This window comes from Pseudomonas sp. GM48 (genome assembly GCF_000282335.1).
Lineage (GTDB): Bacteria > Pseudomonadota > Gammaproteobacteria > Pseudomonadales > Pseudomonadaceae > Aquipseudomonas.
Genome location: NZ_AKJM01000124.1, coordinates 12,488 through 28,720, shown reverse-complemented (window position 1 = coordinate 28,720; position 16,233 = coordinate 12,488). Strand labels below are relative to the sequence as shown.

Genomic DNA, 16,233 nt, shown 5'->3' with positions numbered 1-16,233 from the left:
GGGCTTGCTCGCGAAAGCGCTGGGTCAGTCAACGCTTGTGCAAGCTGACACTCCGCTTTCGCGAGCAAGCCCGCTCCCACATTTGATCGGCGTCGACCTCAGATTTAGCCTATGCACACAGGGATTTTGTATCGCAGCGATCAGGCCTTGGCGGCCATCGCGGTCACTTCAACGCGCATGCCTTCTACCGCCAGGGACGCCACGCCAACGGCAGCACGCACCGGCCATGGCTTGGCGAAGAATCGCTTGTAGACCTCATTGAACGCGGCGCGGTCGGCCATGTCGGTGAGGTAGATGGTCAGGTGCATCACGCGGTCCATGGAGCTGCCGGCACGCTCCAGCGCGACCTTCAGCGCTTGCAGGGTGCATTCGCTTTGCAGGGTGATGTCGCCCAGTTCCAGGCTGCCGTCGGCGCGGGTGGGGATCTGGGTGGAGACCAGCACACCGCCGAAACCGACGACGTCGGAGGAAATCGAATCCGCATCGGGATCGGGCGTAAAGGTCAGGTCGTGGTTTGCCATGGGAGCTCTCTTGCTTGAAGTGGTAAGGCGGGCGCCTTTTGCGCGGCCAGTTTACATGGCCATTTGCGGCTCGTCGCTAATCCAGAGCAGACGGCTGTTCGTGACCGGTAGCCTGGCGGTACTGGCGTGGAGTGAAACCGGTCAATGCCTTGAACTGCCGGGTGAAGGCGCTGTGGTCGGTATAGCCGCATTGCAGGGCGACTTCGGTGATCGGCAGGTCGGTGTGGAGCAGTCGATGCGCGTGTTCCAGGCGAACTTTCTGGATCATCTGCCGTGGCGTCAGGTGAAACACGCGCTTGCAGTAGCGTTCCAGTTGCGCCACGGAAATGCCGGCAATGCGCGTCAACTCGCCGAGGGTGACGCGGCGGTTGAAATGCGCGCGAATGTATTCGTCCACCGCCGCCAGGCGCTGGTACGCCGGGTGTGTGTCACTGGCCGATTGCAGGTCAACCGAGATACCCGCCAAACCGATGATTTCATTGCGGCGGTTATACAACGGTCGTTTATGGGTCAGGCACCAGCCAGGCTCGCGACTGCCGTACAAGTGCAACTCCAGCTGGTCTTCCAGAACCAGACCTTGCTCCAGTACACGCCGGTCCTGCTCGGTGTAACCAGGCCCCAATTGCTCGGGAAACACCTCGGCGCTGGTTTTCCCCAGTAGCGGTTTGAGCTGCTTCAAACCGCAGCGTTGCACCAGCGTGCGATTGGCCATGACATAGCGCGCCTGCACATCCTTGATGAAGATCGCGGCATTCGGAATGACATCCAGCATGGGCAGCAGCAGCGCTACGCCGGCCAGCAGTTGCTCGATGGATTCGGGGCGATTCGAGTCGTCGCCCTGGCACAACAGCGCAAACGCATCCTGAGTCATGAACCGGCCCCTCGCAAAAATCAGACATTTCCCATTGTGCTGATTTCGTCATCGACACCCAAGGAAAACATCAATCGCGAGCAAGCCGCCAAGTTCACTCTATGGCCACCGCCCTCCTCGGCAAAACCGTGAAGGGCGATTTGAAGTGCACACCTGCCTATCCAATAACTCACAAGAAGGCGATGCCATGTCAGGCCAAGGCAAGTTCAAAAAACAACTTTCGTTGATAGACCTTACGTTTATCGGACTAGGGGCGATCTTCGGCTCCGGCTGGCTGTTCGCAGCCAGTCACGTTTCTGCCATCGCGGGGCCGGCGGGGATTTTTTCCTGGCTGCTGGGCGGTTTTGCGGTGCTGCTGCTGGGCATCGTCTACTGTGAACTCGGCGCGGCGCTGCCCCGTGCCGGCGGTGTGATTCGCTACCCGGTTTACTCCCACGGCCCGCTGCTGGGTTACCTGATGGGCTTCATCACGCTGATCGCGTTTTCCAGTCTGGTGGCCATCGAAGTGGTCGCTGCGCGCCAGTACGCCGCTGCATGGTTTCCCGCATTGACCCAGGCCGGTTCCAGCAATCCAACGGCGATTGGCTGGTTGCTTCAATTCGGCCTGCTGTGTCTGTTCTTCATGCTCAACTACTACAGCGTGAAGACGTTCGCCAAGGCCAACAACTTGATCAGCCTGTTCAAGTTCATCGTGCCGTTGCTGGTGATCGGTGTGCTGTTCACCTTCTTCAAACCGCAGAACTTCCAGTCCCAGGGTTTCATGCCGTTCGGGCTGTCAGGTGTCGAGATGGCGGTGTCCGCCGGTGGCATTATCTTCGCCTACCTGGGGCTGACACCGATCATCTCGGTGGCCAGCGAGGTGAAGAATCCGCAACGCACCATCCCGATTGCACTGATCCTCTCCGTACTGCTTTCCACCGCGATCTATGTGTTGTTGCAAGTGGCGTTCCTCGGCGGCGTGCCCACCGAAATGCTCGCCAACGGCTGGGCCGGCGTCGCCAAGGAACTGGCCCTGCCATACCGCGACATTGCCCTGGCATTGGGTGTGGGTTGGCTGGCGTATCTGGTGGTGGCCGACGCGGTGATCTCCCCCAGCGGTTGCGGCAACATCTACATGAACGCGACTCCGCGGGTGATCTACGGCTGGGCGCAGACCGGTACGTTCTTCAAGGTCTTCACTCGCATTGACGAAAAGTCCGGCATCCCGCGTCCGGCGCTGTGGCTGACCTTTGCCCTGTCGGTGTTCTGGACCCTGCCCTTTCCTTCGTGGGAAGCCCTGATCAATGTGGTCTCCGCCGCGCTGGTCTTGAGCTACGCCGTCGCGCCGGTGTCGGTGGCTGCCCTGCGGCGCAATGCGCCGGACATGCCGCGTCCGTTCAAGGTCAAGCGCATGGGCGTGCTCGGTCCACTGTCGTTCATCATCGCCGCGCTGATCGTCTACTGGTCGGGCTGGAGCACCGTGTCCTGGCTGCTTGGTCTGCAAATCCTGATGTTCGTGATTTACCTGCTTTGCGGTCGTTTCGTACCGACCCAACACCTGAGCCTGGCCCAGCAGGTGCGCTCCTCGGCATGGCTGATCGGCTTCTATGCCGTGACCATCGTGCTGTCCTGGCTCGGCAGCTTCGGCGGCATGGGCGTACTCACCCATCCTTTTGACACCGTGGTCGTAGCGGCCTGTGCGATGGGCATCTACTACTGGGGCGCGGCCACCGGCGTGCCGGCGCATCTGATTCGCCTCGACGACGAGGATGCGGAAAGCGAAACCGAACCAGCCTATACCCACACACTCGGCGGCCAACGCCCTATCGGCGCGGCGACCCAGACTTCACGCTGAGATTCAGGCCATCAACGCCTTCTTCAAATGGATAGATTCATGAAAAAAGTACAGGTGATTGACTCACACACCGGCGGCGAGCCGACTCGCCTGGTGATGTCGGGTTTGCCCCAGCTGGCTGGCCGGACTATGGCCGAGAAGCGCGACACTTTTCGCGAGCAGCATGACCAATGGCGTCGCGCCTGCCTGCTGGAGCCCCGTGGCAACGATGTGCTGGTGGGTGCGCTGTATTGCGAACCGGTGTCGCCGGATGCCACGTGCGGTGTGATTTTCTTCAACAACGCCGGCTACCTCGGTATGTGCGGCCACGGCACCATCGGCCTGGTCAACTCGCTGCAGCACCTGGGTCACATCCAGCCCGGCGAGCATAAGATCGATACGCCGGTCGGCCCGGTCAGCGCCACGCTGCATGAGGACGGCAACGTCACCCTGCGTAATGTGCCCGCCTACCGCTACCGCCAACAGGTGCCGGTCGACGTGCCGGGACATGGCCGCGTGTACGGCGACATCGCCTGGGGCGGCAACTGGTTTTTCCTGGTGTCCGATCACGGTCAGGCGTTGCAGATGGACAACGTCGAGTTCCTCACCGAGTACACCTGGGCCATGCTCAAGGCCCTCGAGGCCCAGGGCATCCACGGTGAAGACGGCGCGCTGATCGACCACATCGAACTGTTTGCCGACGACGAGGTGGCCGACAGCCGCAACTTTGTCATGTGCCCCGGCAAGGCCTACGACCGCTCGCCCTGCGGCACCGGCACCAGTGCGAAACTGGCATGCCTGGCGGCCGATGGAAAACTGGTCGCCGGTGAGCGCTGGGTCCAGGCCAGCATCACCGCCAGCCAATTCGTCGGTCGTTTCGAATGGGAAGGCGAACGCATCATCCCTTTCATCACTGGCCGCGCCTACATGACCGCCGACAGCACGTTGCTGATCGACGAGCAGGATCCCTTTGCGTGGGGCATTTGAGTCCCTCGCCTTTTCCCTAACCTGATCTGAATGAACGCTTCAAGGAGTGACAACAAAATGAGCGATAACATTTTCACTGGCTGCATCCCTGCGCTGATGACCCCGTGCACCGCCGAGCGCAAGCCGGACTTCGACGCGCTGGTGGCCAAGGGTCGCGAGCTGATCGACATCGGCATGAGCGCAGTGGTGTATTGCGGCTCCATGGGCGACTGGCCGCTGCTGACCGAAGCCGAGCGTCAGGAAGGTGTGGCGCGCCTGGTCGCTGCCGGCGTTCCGACCATCGTTGGTACCGGTGCCGTCAACAGTCGCGAAGCGGTTTCCCATGCGGCACATGCAGCCAAAGTCGGCGCCCATGGCTTGATGGTCATTCCTCGTGTGCTGTCTCGCGGCGCTTCGGCCACCGCGCAAAAAGCCCACTTCGCCGCGATCCTCAAAGCTGCCCCGGGCTTGCCGGCGGTGATCTACAACAGCCCTTACTACGGCTTCGCCACCCGCGCCGACCTGTTCTTCGAACTGCGTCGCGAATACCCGAACCTGATCGGCTTCAAGGAGTTCGGCGGTGCTGCCGACCTGCGCTACGCGGCCGAGCACATCACCTCCAAGGACGATGACGTCACCCTCATGGTCGGTGTCGACACCCAGGTGGTCCACGGTTTCGTCAACTGCAACGCCACCGGTGCCATTACCGGCATCGGCAACGCACTGCCACGCGAGGTCCTGCAACTGGTGGCCCTGAGCAAACAAGCGGCCAAGGGCGATGCCAAGGCACGTCGCCAGGCCCGGGAGCTGGAATCCGCACTCGCCGTGTTGTCGTCCTTCGATGAGGGCTGCGACCTGGTGCTCTATTACAAGCACTTGATGGTGCTCAATGGCGACAAGGAATACACCCTGCACTTCAACGAAACCGATGCACTCAGCGATGCCCAGCGTCGTTACGCCGAGAACCAGTACGCGCTGTTCCGCCAGTGGTACGAGCAGTGGTCGGCCGAGCAGAACTTCGCCTGACATCCGGCCTGTACAGCGGCGTGCCAAGGTGCGCCGCCTTTGTTTTCGTCCCATGGAGACTAATGCCGATCAATAAAGGGATCGACCAGCGCTGATCACCTGTGGCGAGGGAGCTTGCTCCCGCTGGGCAGCGAAGCGGCCCCAACAAATGGGCCTGCTGCGCAGTCCAGCGGGAGCGAGCTCCCTCGCCACAGGGGGCTCGGCTTGACTGATCGGCATTACCCCGTGGAGCCCCGTTGTTTCGCTGACGGATCCGCCCAATTTTTTTAAGGAAACACCATGACTCTGACAGGCAACATGCTGATCGGCCAGCAGGCCATCACCGGCAACCGCGAAGCGATCCGCGGCATTGATCCGGCCACTGATCTGCCCCTCGAACCGACCTATCACGGTGGCAGCAGCGAACACGTCGAACAGGCCTGCGCCCTGGCGTGGAGTGCCCTGGACAGTTATCGCGCGACGACTCTGGACACACGCGCCGAATTCCTCGAAACCATCGCCAGCGAAATCGAAGCCCTCGGCGATGAGCTGATCGATCGCGCCGTGGCCGAGACTGGTCTGCCACGCCCGCGTATCCAGGGTGAACGCGGCCGCACCTGTCAGCAGCTGCGCACCTTTGCCCGCACCGTGCGTGCAGGCGAATGGCTGGATGTGCGGGTCGACAGCGCACTGCCGGAGCGTCAGCCCCTGCCCCGCCCGGACCTGCGTCAGCGTCAGGTGCCGCTCGGCCCGGTGGCGGTGTTCGGCGCAAGCAACTTTCCCCTGGCCTTCTCGGTCGCCGGCGGCGACACCGCGTCGGCGCTGGCTGCCGGTTGCCCGGTGATCGTCAAGGCCCATGGCGCGCACCCCGGCACCAGTGAACTGGTGGGCCGGGCGCTGGCCCGAGCAGTCAAACAATGCGGGCTGCACGAAGGCGTGTTTTCGCTGTTGTACGGCTCCGGCCGCGAAGTGGGCATCGCCCTGGTCAGCGATCCGCGCATCAAGGCCGTGGGTTTCACCGGCTCGCGCAGCGGTGGCATCGCCTTGTGCAACGCGGCCCAGGCGCGTCCCGAGCCGATCCCGGTGTACGCGGAAATGAGCTCGATCAATCCGGTACTGCTGTTCCCCGCCGCATTGCAATCGCGAGCCGAGACCCTGGCGCAAGGCTTCGTCGCCTCCCTCACCCAAGGTGCCGGCCAGTTCTGCACCAACCCCGGTTTGGTGATTGCCCGCCAAGGCCCGGCTCTTGAGCGGTTCATCAATGCAGCGGCGGATCATGTACGACGCAGCCCGGCTCAGACCATGCTCACTCCCGGTATTTTCAACGCCTACGAGACCGGTGTCGGCGCGCTGCTCGAGCATGCTCACGCACAATTGGCGGCCACCGGTCTGAGGGGCGAAACGCCTAACCAGTGCCAGGCCCACCTGTTCGTCACCCGGGCTCGTGACTTTCTCGCCAACCCGGCGTTGCAGGCGGAAATGTTCGGCGCCGCATCGTTGATCGTGCAATGCGCCAACGACGAGGAAATCCGTCAGGTCATCGAACACCTGGAAGGCCAACTGACCGCCACCCTGCACCTGGACGATGCCGATGTGGAAAGCGCCAGGGCCTTGCTGCCGACCCTGGAGCGCAAGGCCGGGCGCCTGTTGGTCAATGGCTGGCCGACCGGCGTCGAGGTGTGCGATGCCATGGTCCATGGCGGCCCGTTCCCGGCGACCTCCGATGCGCGCAGCACCTCGGTCGGCACCGCCGCCATCCTGCGTTTCCTGCGCCCGGTCTGCTATCAGGACTTCCCGGACACCTTGCTGCCGGCCGCGCTCAAAGACAGCAATCCGTTGCAGTTGCGCCGCCTGCTCGACGGCCAGAGAGAAGCCTAGGACATGGCCAACTATTCCCCTTCCAACAACCCGGCGGCGGACGTTGCCGTAGTCGGTGCCGGGATCATCGGCGTCGCCAGCGCCCTGCGCCTGGCACGCCTGGGTCTGCGGGTGGTGGTCATCGACCAGCAGGAACCTGGCCGGGGCGCTTCGTTTGGCAATGCCGGGCACCTGGCGACCGAACAGGTGTTCCCCATCGCCGACCTATCCATCCTCAAACGCCTGCCCGCCATGCTCATGGACCCGATGGGCCCGCTGCGCCTGGACTGGAAATACATGCCCCGGGCCCTGCCCTGGTTCGCACGCCTGTTGCTCAACCTGCGTCCGGCACCGTTCCAGCGCACCGTGGCCGGCATCCGTGCGCTCAATGAAAGCAGCCTGGGTGCCTGGCACCGCTTGCTGCAGGCCATCGACCGTCCCGAATTGCTGAAAGAAGACGGCTCGTTGCTGGTGTTCGAACGCCCCGACTCGCAGCAGGTGATCGAGGCGTTGCAGGCACGCATGCGCCAGCAGCAAGTGCCGGTCGACTACTGGCAGGCCAAGGCTGTATGCGCAGCGGCTCCGCAGCTCAGCGAGCAGATCAGGGGTGGGTTGTTCTTCCCGCGCACCGGGCATTTCCTTGACCCCTTCCGGGTAGTCGGCGAACTGGTACACGCGGCCAAAAGCAGTGGCGTGCAGTTCCTCAAACAGCGGGTCGAGGGCGGGCAGTTGAATGAAAGCGGCGTGTCGTTGATCACCGATCAAGGCCGATTCAACAGCCGTCAGGTATTGATTGCCTGTGGTGCCCATTCAGCCAGGCTCACCGCCGCATTGACCGGCAAGAAAGTCCCGCTGGACACCGAGCGCGGCTATCACCTGATGCTGCCCCACGAGCACGAACGTTTGCCGTTTGCCGTCACCTCGCTGGAGCGCAAGTTCATCATGACGCCGATGGCAGATGGGCTGCGCCTGGCCGGCACCGTTGAATTCGCCGGGCTGGAGAGCCCACCGACCATGGAGCGTGCCTGGCAGTTGCATCGCCTGAGCAAAGGATTGTTCAAGCGTGAGCTGAGTGCTGAAGCAGCGACGCCATGGATGGGTTTCCGGCCCTCCTTGCCCGACTCCCTGCCGATCATCGACCGGGTGTGCGACGGCAAGGTCCTGCTCGCCTTCGGCCATCAGCATCTAGGGTTGACCCAGGCGGCGGTCACGGCGGAAATGATTGCGCAAATGGCCTCGCCCTTGACCGGCATCCAGCCTCACAGCCTGCCGGCGACTGCGCCGTACCGGCTCGATCGTTTCTGAGTTCAACGACAGCCGGCACGGGCCCCTTGCCGACAGGGCAAAGGGTGGGCGAACAGGGGGGACTTGCCTGGGGTCATTCATCACAAGCACAGGCAAACCCGTGGCGAGGGAGCTTGCTCCCGCTGGGACGCGCAGCGGCCCCAAAAAGGACCGCCGCATCAGCATTGACCTACTCAGGCGGGTCAATCTGATCCAGCACCCGGTTCGCCGTGATCTCCGCCAGCATCACACTGTTGGAAATCCCCAGCAGCGCATTGCGCGACCCACCGTCCAGGTGATCCACCAGTTGATGCACCATCACATCGACGGACGCCAGCGTCTCCACCAAATACACCACCAGCGTTTCGGTCGTGGCTTCGGGGTCAACGGTAAACAGGTGACTGGGCGTGCGCGGCGTGGCTTTGATGTCAGCGGTTGAGGGGAAGTGAAAGGCCCGTGCGCGCTCAGCGGCGTCGTGGAGTTTTTTTGGATCGGGGCTTTCGTAGGGGGATGTCGGTTCGGCGTCCGGCGGGTTTGGGGTTACCTTGAACATATGCTGAGTTTCCTATTGGGTGCCACCCCTCTTGCGACTAAACGTAAGGGGAGGCAGCTGTACGCAGGTTAGTCGACCGGGAAACTCAGCAATCCGGCGCGCCCAAGGGCGCCCTGCGTACAGCCACCATCAAGTACAGGCAATGAAGGACCTGCATGACAGATGCACGCACAACCGAGTTACCACGGGCGACTAAACCCGACCACTGATGGGCAGTGGCACGAATCAAGGTACCGATGGACCCCAGGACGCACAAGCCGGCGGATTCTGGCGTAACCGTAGGCAACGACGCAAGGTCTTGTAGCTTTTATGAAGTAACCCTGACGGCCTTTAAACACACGTGTTGCCGGAGATTCATCGATGCAAAAAAAGGCAACGCAAGGACAACAGCCGCAGACCTACCTGTGGCGAGGGGGCTTGCCCCGTTGGGCCGCGCAGCGGCCCCAAAAAGGCCCTACACACAAAACCGCCGCCCGCGTGTAAGCATCCAAATGGACTCAGCCGTTGGAATGGCTGCCGTTCATAGTCAGGAGAACTGAAAATGCGCTGTAAACGCTTTATAAAGGCTTGTCGGTCTCTTCTAAGGGGCTGTTCGCCTACAAAAACGGGAGAGCACGTGAACGCGATGAACAAAATGGAGCAGGAGGTCGTTTATCTTTCAGCCGCGATTGATCTGATTAAATCAATGGTCAACAGGGCGATGTTCAGTGTCGCCGGCGATGGCGAGCATAAAAACATATGGTTCGAGTCGTCTACGCACCGGCAATTGTTCTCCATTTTGCTGGTTGATTTTTTATCGCCAACTGACCCCATGGCGCCTGTACCGTCACAATTTTTCTTGGCCGCACTGAGTTCGGTGGCAGAAAAACCAAGCTTCGAGGTCAGCGAATCGGTGCGCAACCTCAAGGAAGCGGTGGGCACGTTTAGGAAGTGGCTGCGTGTAGAAATCCCTGTCAATGCTTGGCTGCCATCCATTGACCGTCAGGTAGTGCTTCGCATCCCCAGGTACGTACTGCTAAAGATCGATGGGAACATCTCAAAACACAACTCGCTTCGTTCGGCCCGAGTAGCCGCAGAGTTGCAGGTTCTTTTAATTAAGGCGGGTGAGCCGACCGAGTTGTACCAGGCGATGTTGGCCCAGCAAGATATTTACGACATATTTCACGACGATGTCAGTGCCTATCACGCCAGCACCATTGCCGAGTTTTTAAATGGTGTGTGGTGGGGCATACAGAACTACCTACAGCCTGAGTACCACCGCAGTTTTACGCCGCCTGAAGATGGCTTGCTGATATACGGGTTCAAGTGCCCCTCAGAAATAGTGCATCCCTACGCCAAAGCCTGCTATTCCGAGCTAATGAATCAGGTTCAACAGGGCCCGATTTTTAAACCGTTCATCGTGACGAAGCACCACAAAGGCAAATACTGAGCCCTATCACGTTCCCGCGACTATTGGGCGATATACCTGACCGTCCATGGTTGCCGATGGACGTTGATGGCGTCATTCAGCCTGAAGCGGAGGAAGCGATGCTTGAGCTGGTCCTGCATCACATGCTAAAGGCCGCACGCCTGTAACCCCTCAAGAAGGTATCTAGCACCGTTGCGGCTGCGGTGCATGAACCTTGCAATTAAAAACCGCAGTAAAGGCTTTATAAACCGCTTCAGTGCGATGACCTGAACTACTTCTGGGTCTCGTTTACTTGCCCTTGCTGGTTTATCTCCCGGATCAGCAAATTTACAGCTTCTGCTGGCCAAGAATGGCCACTACTCAGATCCAGTCTAATCATGGGCAATCGAGCTAGGGGTTCATTCTCAATGGCTTCTCGGTTGTTAAGCACCTGAACAACAGGCCTTGTTCCTGCAATTTTTGAGATCGCATCCAAGCTAGCTGGGGTGGCCTCGAAATCCTCGTCTATCAAGATCACGCAACAGTTCGTGCGCAAGCGAGATAACGAGTCATCGTTTCTTGAGTCGAATCCGCCAACAGATGTCACCGAATGGGAATGGATACAGCTGGATCTCAACGACGTGGCTAGCATTTCTTTTTCACTGTTGCCAAAGCGCTTGCCACTCAAATGCAGTATCAAGCAGGTATAGCCCGACCACACCTTGTAGCCGTAAACACCCGGTTCAAGGTCGTCATCATTAGAGCAGGCGGTGACAAAGCTGCTACCGGCGCTAGTGAGTTTGTCGTTCTCTACCATTCCCTTGGCTTTCAGATTCGAGACTGCAAGCGTTTCAGACATTTGACTGGGGGAGTAGGTAAGTAAGTCAGACACGTCAAAGTCTTTGCCCCTCTTAGGGATAACTGGATGGGTTGTCACCACGTAAATTCTTCGCAGCAGATCCAACTCCTCCCAAGAAAGGTCTCTGAGGGTGAGTATGAAATGTCGGCGCAGTTCTGGGCTTACCCGACCCAACGCGATTGACCTGGTGATATTCGCATACGGGACGGTCTTCTCTTCCTCGATATCGGAGACGCAAGCGTTTAACAACGCGTGGAAATTGCTTTCCTCAATTTCCGCTTCGAGGATGTCTTCGTCCGGCATTTCTTTCCTGTAAAGAAATGCCCGATAGAAATCTAAGATTCGCTGTTCATCGCGTTGACGGACATAGCTGAATATTTTCTCCAGACCTAGTTTCGCCACCTCGGAAACCAGTGGCGGAATAGGCACCGCACTGAGTCCAACCTTCCCAACAATTTCTGTAATCTTGATCAGCCGTGTTCTCGGGCTTTTGCTTTCGCCAAGCGGGCTAGTCAATTTGGCCACTGTCGATCCCTTTACGAGTTGTTGTACCAAAAGAAGTACTTAGCACCAGCCTATCACCCCCGAAAGCGTTGGCAGCTTAGCTCCGAGTTTCTGACTCTTTAAACTCGATTAAAAGTCCTGAGCCACCCGTTGGCCCAGGCTGTACGCATCACCTCCACGCAGCGCATAGCCATGAAACCACTGCACATCTTCAAACCCGGCACGCACACCGCCATGAGCGGCGCCAGTTTTGACTTCAGCGAGTCCGATATGGCCGCCACCGTGCGTGCATACGACCCTGCCCTCCAACCCTGGCGCTGACGGTTCGTATTTTTCCGGTTTCCTGACGGCCATGACGGTCGGTGGCTGGGCGCTCCTCGGCTTCGATGCGTGCTCGCAGGTGTCTCCATGGCGAAAATATGCGCAACAAGCGCAGATCCATGTCCGTCACGTTTCTGAGTACTGTTTTTTCTCGACGCCTTGAAAGTTCGAAGGCGCCCCCGAAACCGGGGCAAGGAGCACTATTCAACCATCTTGAAATCCCACCTGGTCAATCGAGCGGCACCCGGGTCATTGCAACGGCGAGAACTTCGCCGGCAGGTAGATCGTCGAGCACATGTCGCGAAGTTGCGGGCCGGAGTTTTCCGGCGGCCAGACGCCGTCGGCGACCGCTTGGGTGCGCACCTGCAAGCGCTGCTCAAGGCTGGCCCACGGCCAGATGTGCAGATAGCGCGGCAGCGCGCCGTCGGTGGCATAAAACGCCGCGTACACCGGCGAATAGGGTTCGGCGGTCCGCGCTTCAATGGCGTTGCTCCAGCCGTCGAGTGTCGGCTGCAACCCGCTGCTGACCAAGTCGTAGACGCGCAACTCATAGAACGGACCGTGCGGGCCGGCGCTCAAGGGTTCGAGGAAGGGAAACAGCGTGTAGTTTTCGATGCGCAGGTCGGTGATGAACTTGTTGATGCCAAACGCCCCGCCCTCCAACAGGAAACGCTCGCGTTCTGCCTGCCTGAGGTGTTCGTCCCCATAGCCGCGCAGCACGGCAATCTGGTTCAACGGGCCGATCTCCGAGGCCCAGCAGCCCATCAGCATGCCGCCGACACTCGAGTCGTTCAGCGCTGCCTCGATGCGCGCCAGGGCATCGGCGACGGTACGCACGCGCAAGGTGAAAGTGATCAGTTCAAAAAAACGCACAGCGACTCCGCCCATCGGTTTGCCAAAAGCCCACAGCCTAAGGCAGCCCCCGCAGGCGGGATATTGAGAAGAACCCCCATCGATTACGGCATTTTCCCCAGTGTTCCAGGTGATTTCTTTACGCCGGGCAGTCATCGACAATTCACACAACGTGTTCAATGCCTTCACTTAATGGCGCTTGATGCAGGATTCGCGACGAATATGCTGTGGGTACGTTTCCGCGATCTCGCATGACAACAAGAGCCCACTCCATGCACAGCCCAAGAACGCTCTACCAAAAGCATATCGACAGTCATACCATATGCGCCCTCGACGATCAGGGCCATGTGCTGCTGTACATCGACCGCCAGGTCGCCAACGAATACACCAGCCCGCAAGCCTTCAGCGGCATGCGCGAAGCAGGTCGCAAAGCCTGGCGTCCCGGAGCGACGCTGGCGGTGGTCGATCACGTGAATCCGACCGCCCCTATACGTATCGCGGCGATGCCGGACGATGGAGGCGCTCGCCAGGTGTCCTACTTCGAAGAAAACTGCCGCGACTTCGGTATCGAGTTGTTCGATGTGCTGGACAAACGCCAGGGTATCGAGCATGTCGTGGCCCCCGAACAAGGCTTTATCCTGCCCGGCATGGTCGTTGCCGCCGGCGACAGCCACACCACCACCTACGGGGCTCTGGGTGCTTTCGGTTTCGGCATCGGCACCTCGGAAATCGAACACCTGCTGGCTTCGCAAACACTGGTCTACAAACGCCTGAAAACCCTGCGCGTGACAGTCAACGGCCTGCTCGGGCCAGGCGTAACGTCCAAGGACATCGTCATGGCCCTGATCGAGAAAATAGGCGCTTCAGGCGCCACCGGCTACGCGATTGAATTCGCCGGCCCGGCGATCAGCGATCTCAGTGTCGAAGCGCGCATGACCATCTGCAACATGGCCGTCGAGGCAGGCGCCCGAGGCGCGTTCATGGCGCCGGACGACAAGGTCTTTGCCTATCTGCAACATAAGCCCCGGGCTCCTCAAGGCAAGCTGTGGGAACAGGCCGTCGAAAAATGGCGAGGCCTGCACAGCGACGCCGGTGCGGTGTTCGATCGTGAAGTCAGCCTGGATGTCGGGAACCTGGAACCCATGGTCACCTGGGGCACCAGCCCCGATCAGGCCGCACCGGTGGGCGGGCATGTGCCGGACCCGGCCGCGCAGCCGGACCTGATTCTGCGTCAAGGTATGCAACGCGCCCTGAAGTACATGGGCCTGGAACCGGGCATGCCGCTGAGCGACGTGGTGATCAGCCATGCCTTCATCGGTTCCTGCACCAATGCGCGCATCGAGGACCTGCGCGACGTCGCCCGCGTCGTGCGCGGCAAACGGGTGGCGGCCCACGTGCGGGCCATGATTGTTCCCGGTTCGACCCTGGTGCGTGACCAGGCCGAAGACGAAGGGCTGGCGCAGATCTTCCTCGATGCCGGTTTTGAATGGCGCCAGTCGGGTTGCTCAATGTGCCTGGCTATGAATGACGATGTACTCGCCCCCGGTGATCGCTGCGCTTCAAGCACCAACCGCAACTTCGAAGGACGCCAGGGCGCCGGCGCACGCACCCACTTGATGAGCCCGGCCATGGTTGCCGCCGCAGCGATTACCGGGCACTTGACCGACGTGCGCACCTTCGCGCTGGAGGCTTGAACCATGCAACCTTTCACTATCGTCAGCGGCAGTGCCGCCCCGCTTCTGGCCGCCAACATAGACACCGACGTGATCATGCCCAAACAGTTCCTGAAAGGGATTGATCGCAAGGGCCTGGACAAAGGCCTGTTCTTTGACCTGAGGTTCCTGGACTCCGGCGACGCCGATCCTGAATTCATCCTCAACCAACCGGCCTGGAACGAGTCTGCGTTTCTGGTGGTGGGCGCCAATTTCGGCTGTGGTTCGAGCCGCGAGCACGCGGTCTGGGGGCTGAAACAAGTAGGCATCCGCGCACTGATTGGCACCAGCTTCGCCGGTATTTTCTACGATAACTGTCAGCGCAATGGGGTGTTGGCGATTCAGCTGACCGAGGATCAACTCAAGCAGATTGCCGCGTTGATCAGCAACCCGGCAACGGCTCGAATCAGCGTCAACCTGCCGGAGCAAACCATTGAACTGGCGGACGGTAACGTGATCCCGTTCGAGATCGATCAACTGCGCAAGCAATCACTGCTGCTGGGGCTGGATGCGATTGGCACCACGCTGCAGCGGGCCGAGCAGATTCGCAGTTTCGAGGCCCGGCACCTGGCGGAAAATCCCTGGCTCAACTGATGGAACCCCCCGGCGGCGGATCTAATGCTGTTCTGTGGGAGCGAGCTTGCTCGCGATGGGTTCAAGAGCGCCGCGTTTAGCCGTTAATCACGCGCTATCGTTAACGACCATCGCGAGCAAGCTCGCTCCTACAGAGGCTCATGATGGCGGTGCTTCATTCAACCGAGAGATGACGGAAATATTCCTCGAGAAACTCGACGCAAACCCGCAGCTTGGCTGACTGGCTCAGCCGCGTCGGATACACGGCCCACACGTTGGCGCTCTGGGTGTAATCGTGCAGCACCTGCACCAGCCGCCCCTGTTCCAGCATCGGTTTGACGTCCCACATCGAGCGCAACAATATCCCGCCGCCGCTCAAGGCCCACTGCAACACGATTTCACCGTTGTTCGAGGATAACGGCCCGCTGACGCGTACCGACTCCTCCTGCCCGTCCTTTGTCAGGCTCCACACGCCGAACGCGTTATTGCGCTCCTTCAGTACCAGGCAATCGTGGTCTTTCAAGTCCTCCAGCGAACGCGGCACACCGCGGCGTTCCAGGTACTCGGGCGTCGCACACAACACCCGCCTGTTGCTCACCAGTTTGCGCCCCAGGTGCTGCCCCGGCAGGTCATCCCCCACGCGAATTTCCAGATCGAAGCCCTCGCCAACGATATCGACCACGCGATCGAACACGTCCAGGCGCAGTTCGAGTTTTGGATAGGTTTGCGACAGTTCGCAGATCGCCGGTGCCACGTGGTTGCGGCCAAAACCGAAGCTGCTGCAAATGTGCAGCGAGCCCATGGGTTGTTGCCGCGCCTCGGATATTTCGCCGACAAAGTCGTCGAAGTCACCCAACAGCTTCTCCGCCCACACCCGCACCCGTTCGCCGTCGTCAGTCAGCGCGATGCGCCGTGTGGTGCGGTGCAGCAGACGGGTCGAGAGCGTCGTTTCCAGCACGGAAATGCGTTTGCTGATGTACGCCGGTGAGTACCCCAACTCCTCGGCAGCGCTGGCGAAGCCGTTTTTCCGAACAACGGTGAGGAAAACCTTGAGGTCTTCGGGCAAGGGAAATTGATCACGATTCGTGTTCATACGCCTCATACTTTTGCTGTTTATTGCGATATTCGCGAAGGATAGCATCGATCTACCGAGTG

General features: G+C 60.2%; 15 protein-coding genes and 1 pseudogene. 10 read left to right on the top strand and 6 right to left on the bottom strand.

Annotated elements, in window-relative coordinates; genetic code table 11:
* Positions 1 to 140 precede the first annotated feature (140 nt).
* Positions 141 to 521: a RidA family protein gene (locus PMI28_RS05755; RefSeq protein ID WP_007990543.1), complete on the bottom strand. Its 381-nt coding sequence runs from the start codon at positions 519 to 521 to the stop codon at positions 141 to 143.
* 76 nt (positions 522 to 597) lie between these two features.
* Entirely contained in the window at positions 598 to 1,392 is a 795-nt protein-coding gene (locus PMI28_RS05760) for an AraC family transcriptional regulator (RefSeq protein ID WP_007990541.1), read from the bottom strand.
* A 187-nt stretch (positions 1,393 to 1,579) separates the two neighbouring features.
* Between PMI28_RS05760 and PMI28_RS05765 the strand changes: the two genes are divergently transcribed.
* The 5 genes from PMI28_RS05765 to PMI28_RS05785 all read left to right on the top strand — a co-directional run bounded on the left by PMI28_RS05765 (position 1,580) and on the right by PMI28_RS05785 (position 8,338).
* Positions 1,580 to 3,226 carry an APC family permease gene (locus tag PMI28_RS05765; protein ID WP_007990539.1) on the top strand — a complete coding sequence of 549 codons (1,647 nt, stop codon included), beginning with the start codon at positions 1,580 to 1,582 and terminating at the stop codon, positions 3,224 to 3,226.
* A gap of 39 nt (positions 3,227 to 3,265) precedes the next feature.
* Positions 3,266 to 4,192, top strand: coding sequence for a 4-hydroxyproline epimerase (locus tag PMI28_RS05770; protein ID WP_007990538.1), 927 nt, complete (start codon positions 3,266 to 3,268; stop codon positions 4,190 to 4,192).
* Positions 4,193 to 4,249: 57 nt separating this feature from the next.
* Positions 4,250 to 5,197: a dihydrodipicolinate synthase family protein gene (locus tag PMI28_RS05775; protein WP_007990537.1), complete on the top strand. Its 948-nt coding sequence runs from the start codon at positions 4,250 to 4,252 to the stop codon at positions 5,195 to 5,197.
* 279 nt (positions 5,198 to 5,476) lie between these two features.
* On the top strand, positions 5,477 to 7,054 hold the full coding sequence (locus PMI28_RS05780) for an aldehyde dehydrogenase (NADP(+)) (RefSeq protein WP_007990536.1): 1,578 nt from the start codon (positions 5,477 to 5,479) through the stop codon (positions 7,052 to 7,054).
* Between the two features lie 3 nt (positions 7,055 to 7,057).
* Entirely contained in the window at positions 7,058 to 8,338 is a 1,281-nt protein-coding gene (locus tag PMI28_RS05785; RefSeq protein WP_007990535.1) for an NAD(P)/FAD-dependent oxidoreductase, read from the top strand.
* 169 nt (positions 8,339 to 8,507) lie between these two features.
* Here PMI28_RS05785 and PMI28_RS05790 read toward each other — a convergent pair whose 3' ends face one another.
* On the bottom strand, positions 8,508 to 8,870 hold the full coding sequence (locus PMI28_RS05790) for a DUF6124 family protein (protein ID WP_007990534.1): 363 nt from the start codon (positions 8,868 to 8,870) through the stop codon (positions 8,508 to 8,510).
* Positions 8,871 to 9,495: 625 nt separating this feature from the next.
* Here PMI28_RS05790 and PMI28_RS29135 point away from each other — a divergent pair.
* Positions 9,496 to 10,299 (top strand): hypothetical protein, encoded by an 804-nt coding sequence (locus PMI28_RS29135; protein WP_238540713.1) that lies wholly within the window; start codon positions 9,496 to 9,498, stop codon positions 10,297 to 10,299.
* Between the two features lie 250 nt (positions 10,300 to 10,549).
* On the opposite strand, the gene PMI28_RS05795 is transcribed toward PMI28_RS29135, so the two are convergent.
* Positions 10,550 to 11,641: a hypothetical protein gene (locus PMI28_RS05795; protein ID WP_007990530.1), complete on the bottom strand. Its 1,092-nt coding sequence runs from the start codon at positions 11,639 to 11,641 to the stop codon at positions 10,550 to 10,552.
* Positions 11,642 to 11,812: 171 nt separating this feature from the next.
* On the opposite strand from PMI28_RS05795, the gene PMI28_RS31410 reads away from it, so the two are divergent.
* Together PMI28_RS31410 and PMI28_RS31225 are read left to right on the top strand one after the other, a co-directional pair.
* The gene (locus PMI28_RS31410; protein ID WP_274517545.1) at positions 11,813 to 11,941 is read left to right on the top strand and encodes a hypothetical protein; all 129 of its coding nucleotides are present in this window, start codon (positions 11,813 to 11,815) and stop codon (positions 11,939 to 11,941) included.
* Positions 11,934 to 12,026 (top strand): annotated as a pseudogene (locus tag PMI28_RS31225) (hypothetical protein); the annotation flags it as partial. The gene PMI28_RS31410 and the pseudogene PMI28_RS31225, both read left to right, overlap by 8 nt.
* Positions 12,027 to 12,190: 164 nt before the next feature.
* On the opposite strand, the gene PMI28_RS05800 reads toward PMI28_RS31225, so the two are convergent.
* The gene (locus PMI28_RS05800) at positions 12,191 to 12,814 is read right to left on the bottom strand and encodes an NIPSNAP family protein (protein WP_007990527.1); all 624 of its coding nucleotides are present in this window, start codon (positions 12,812 to 12,814) and stop codon (positions 12,191 to 12,193) included.
* Between the two features lie 251 nt (positions 12,815 to 13,065).
* Here PMI28_RS05800 and leuC point away from each other — a divergent pair, with 251 nt between their 5' ends.
* Positions 13,066 to 14,487, top strand: a complete 1,422-nt coding sequence (leuC, locus tag PMI28_RS05805) for a 3-isopropylmalate dehydratase large subunit (protein WP_007990525.1) — start codon at positions 13,066 to 13,068, stop codon at positions 14,485 to 14,487.
* Positions 14,488 to 14,490: 3 nt separating this feature from the next.
* A complete protein-coding gene (gene leuD, locus PMI28_RS05810) occupies positions 14,491 to 15,099 on the top strand; it encodes a 3-isopropylmalate dehydratase small subunit (protein ID WP_007990523.1) in 609 nt (202 codons plus the stop codon).
* Between the two features lie 154 nt (positions 15,100 to 15,253).
* Here leuD and PMI28_RS05815 read toward each other — a convergent pair whose 3' ends face one another.
* A complete protein-coding gene (locus tag PMI28_RS05815) occupies positions 15,254 to 16,171 on the bottom strand; it encodes a LysR substrate-binding domain-containing protein (RefSeq protein ID WP_007990521.1) in 918 nt (305 codons plus the stop codon).
* Positions 16,172 to 16,233 lie beyond the last annotated feature (62 nt).

Bases quoted from the DNA above. Each gene is read 5' to 3' on its own strand.
- PMI28_RS05755 (WP_007990543.1), bottom strand. From the start codon at position 521: ATGGCAAACCACGACCTGACCTTTACGCCCGATCCCGATGCGGATTCG.
- PMI28_RS05760 (WP_007990541.1), bottom strand. From the start codon at position 1,392: ATGACTCAGGATGCGTTTGCGCTGTTGTGCCAGGGCGACGACTCGAAT.
- PMI28_RS05765 (WP_007990539.1), top strand. From the start codon at position 1,580: ATGTCAGGCCAAGGCAAGTTCAAAAAACAACTTTCGTTGATAGACCTT.
- PMI28_RS05770 (WP_007990538.1), top strand. From the start codon at position 3,266: ATGAAAAAAGTACAGGTGATTGACTCACACACCGGCGGCGAGCCGACT.
- PMI28_RS05775 (WP_007990537.1), top strand. From the start codon at position 4,250: ATGAGCGATAACATTTTCACTGGCTGCATCCCTGCGCTGATGACCCCG.
- PMI28_RS05780 (WP_007990536.1), top strand. From the start codon at position 5,477: ATGACTCTGACAGGCAACATGCTGATCGGCCAGCAGGCCATCACCGGC.
- PMI28_RS05785 (WP_007990535.1), top strand. From the start codon at position 7,058: ATGGCCAACTATTCCCCTTCCAACAACCCGGCGGCGGACGTTGCCGTA.
- PMI28_RS05790 (WP_007990534.1), bottom strand. From the start codon at position 8,870: ATGTTCAAGGTAACCCCAAACCCGCCGGACGCCGAACCGACATCCCCC.
- PMI28_RS29135 (WP_238540713.1), top strand. From the start codon at position 9,496: ATGAACAAAATGGAGCAGGAGGTCGTTTATCTTTCAGCCGCGATTGAT.
- PMI28_RS31410 (WP_274517545.1), top strand. From the start codon at position 11,813: ATGAAACCACTGCACATCTTCAAACCCGGCACGCACACCGCCATGAGC.
- leuC (WP_007990525.1), top strand. From the start codon at position 13,066: ATGCACAGCCCAAGAACGCTCTACCAAAAGCATATCGACAGTCATACC.
- leuD (WP_007990523.1), top strand. From the start codon at position 14,491: ATGCAACCTTTCACTATCGTCAGCGGCAGTGCCGCCCCGCTTCTGGCC.
- PMI28_RS05815 (WP_007990521.1), bottom strand. From the start codon at position 16,171: ATGAACACGAATCGTGATCAATTTCCCTTGCCCGAAGACCTCAAGGTT.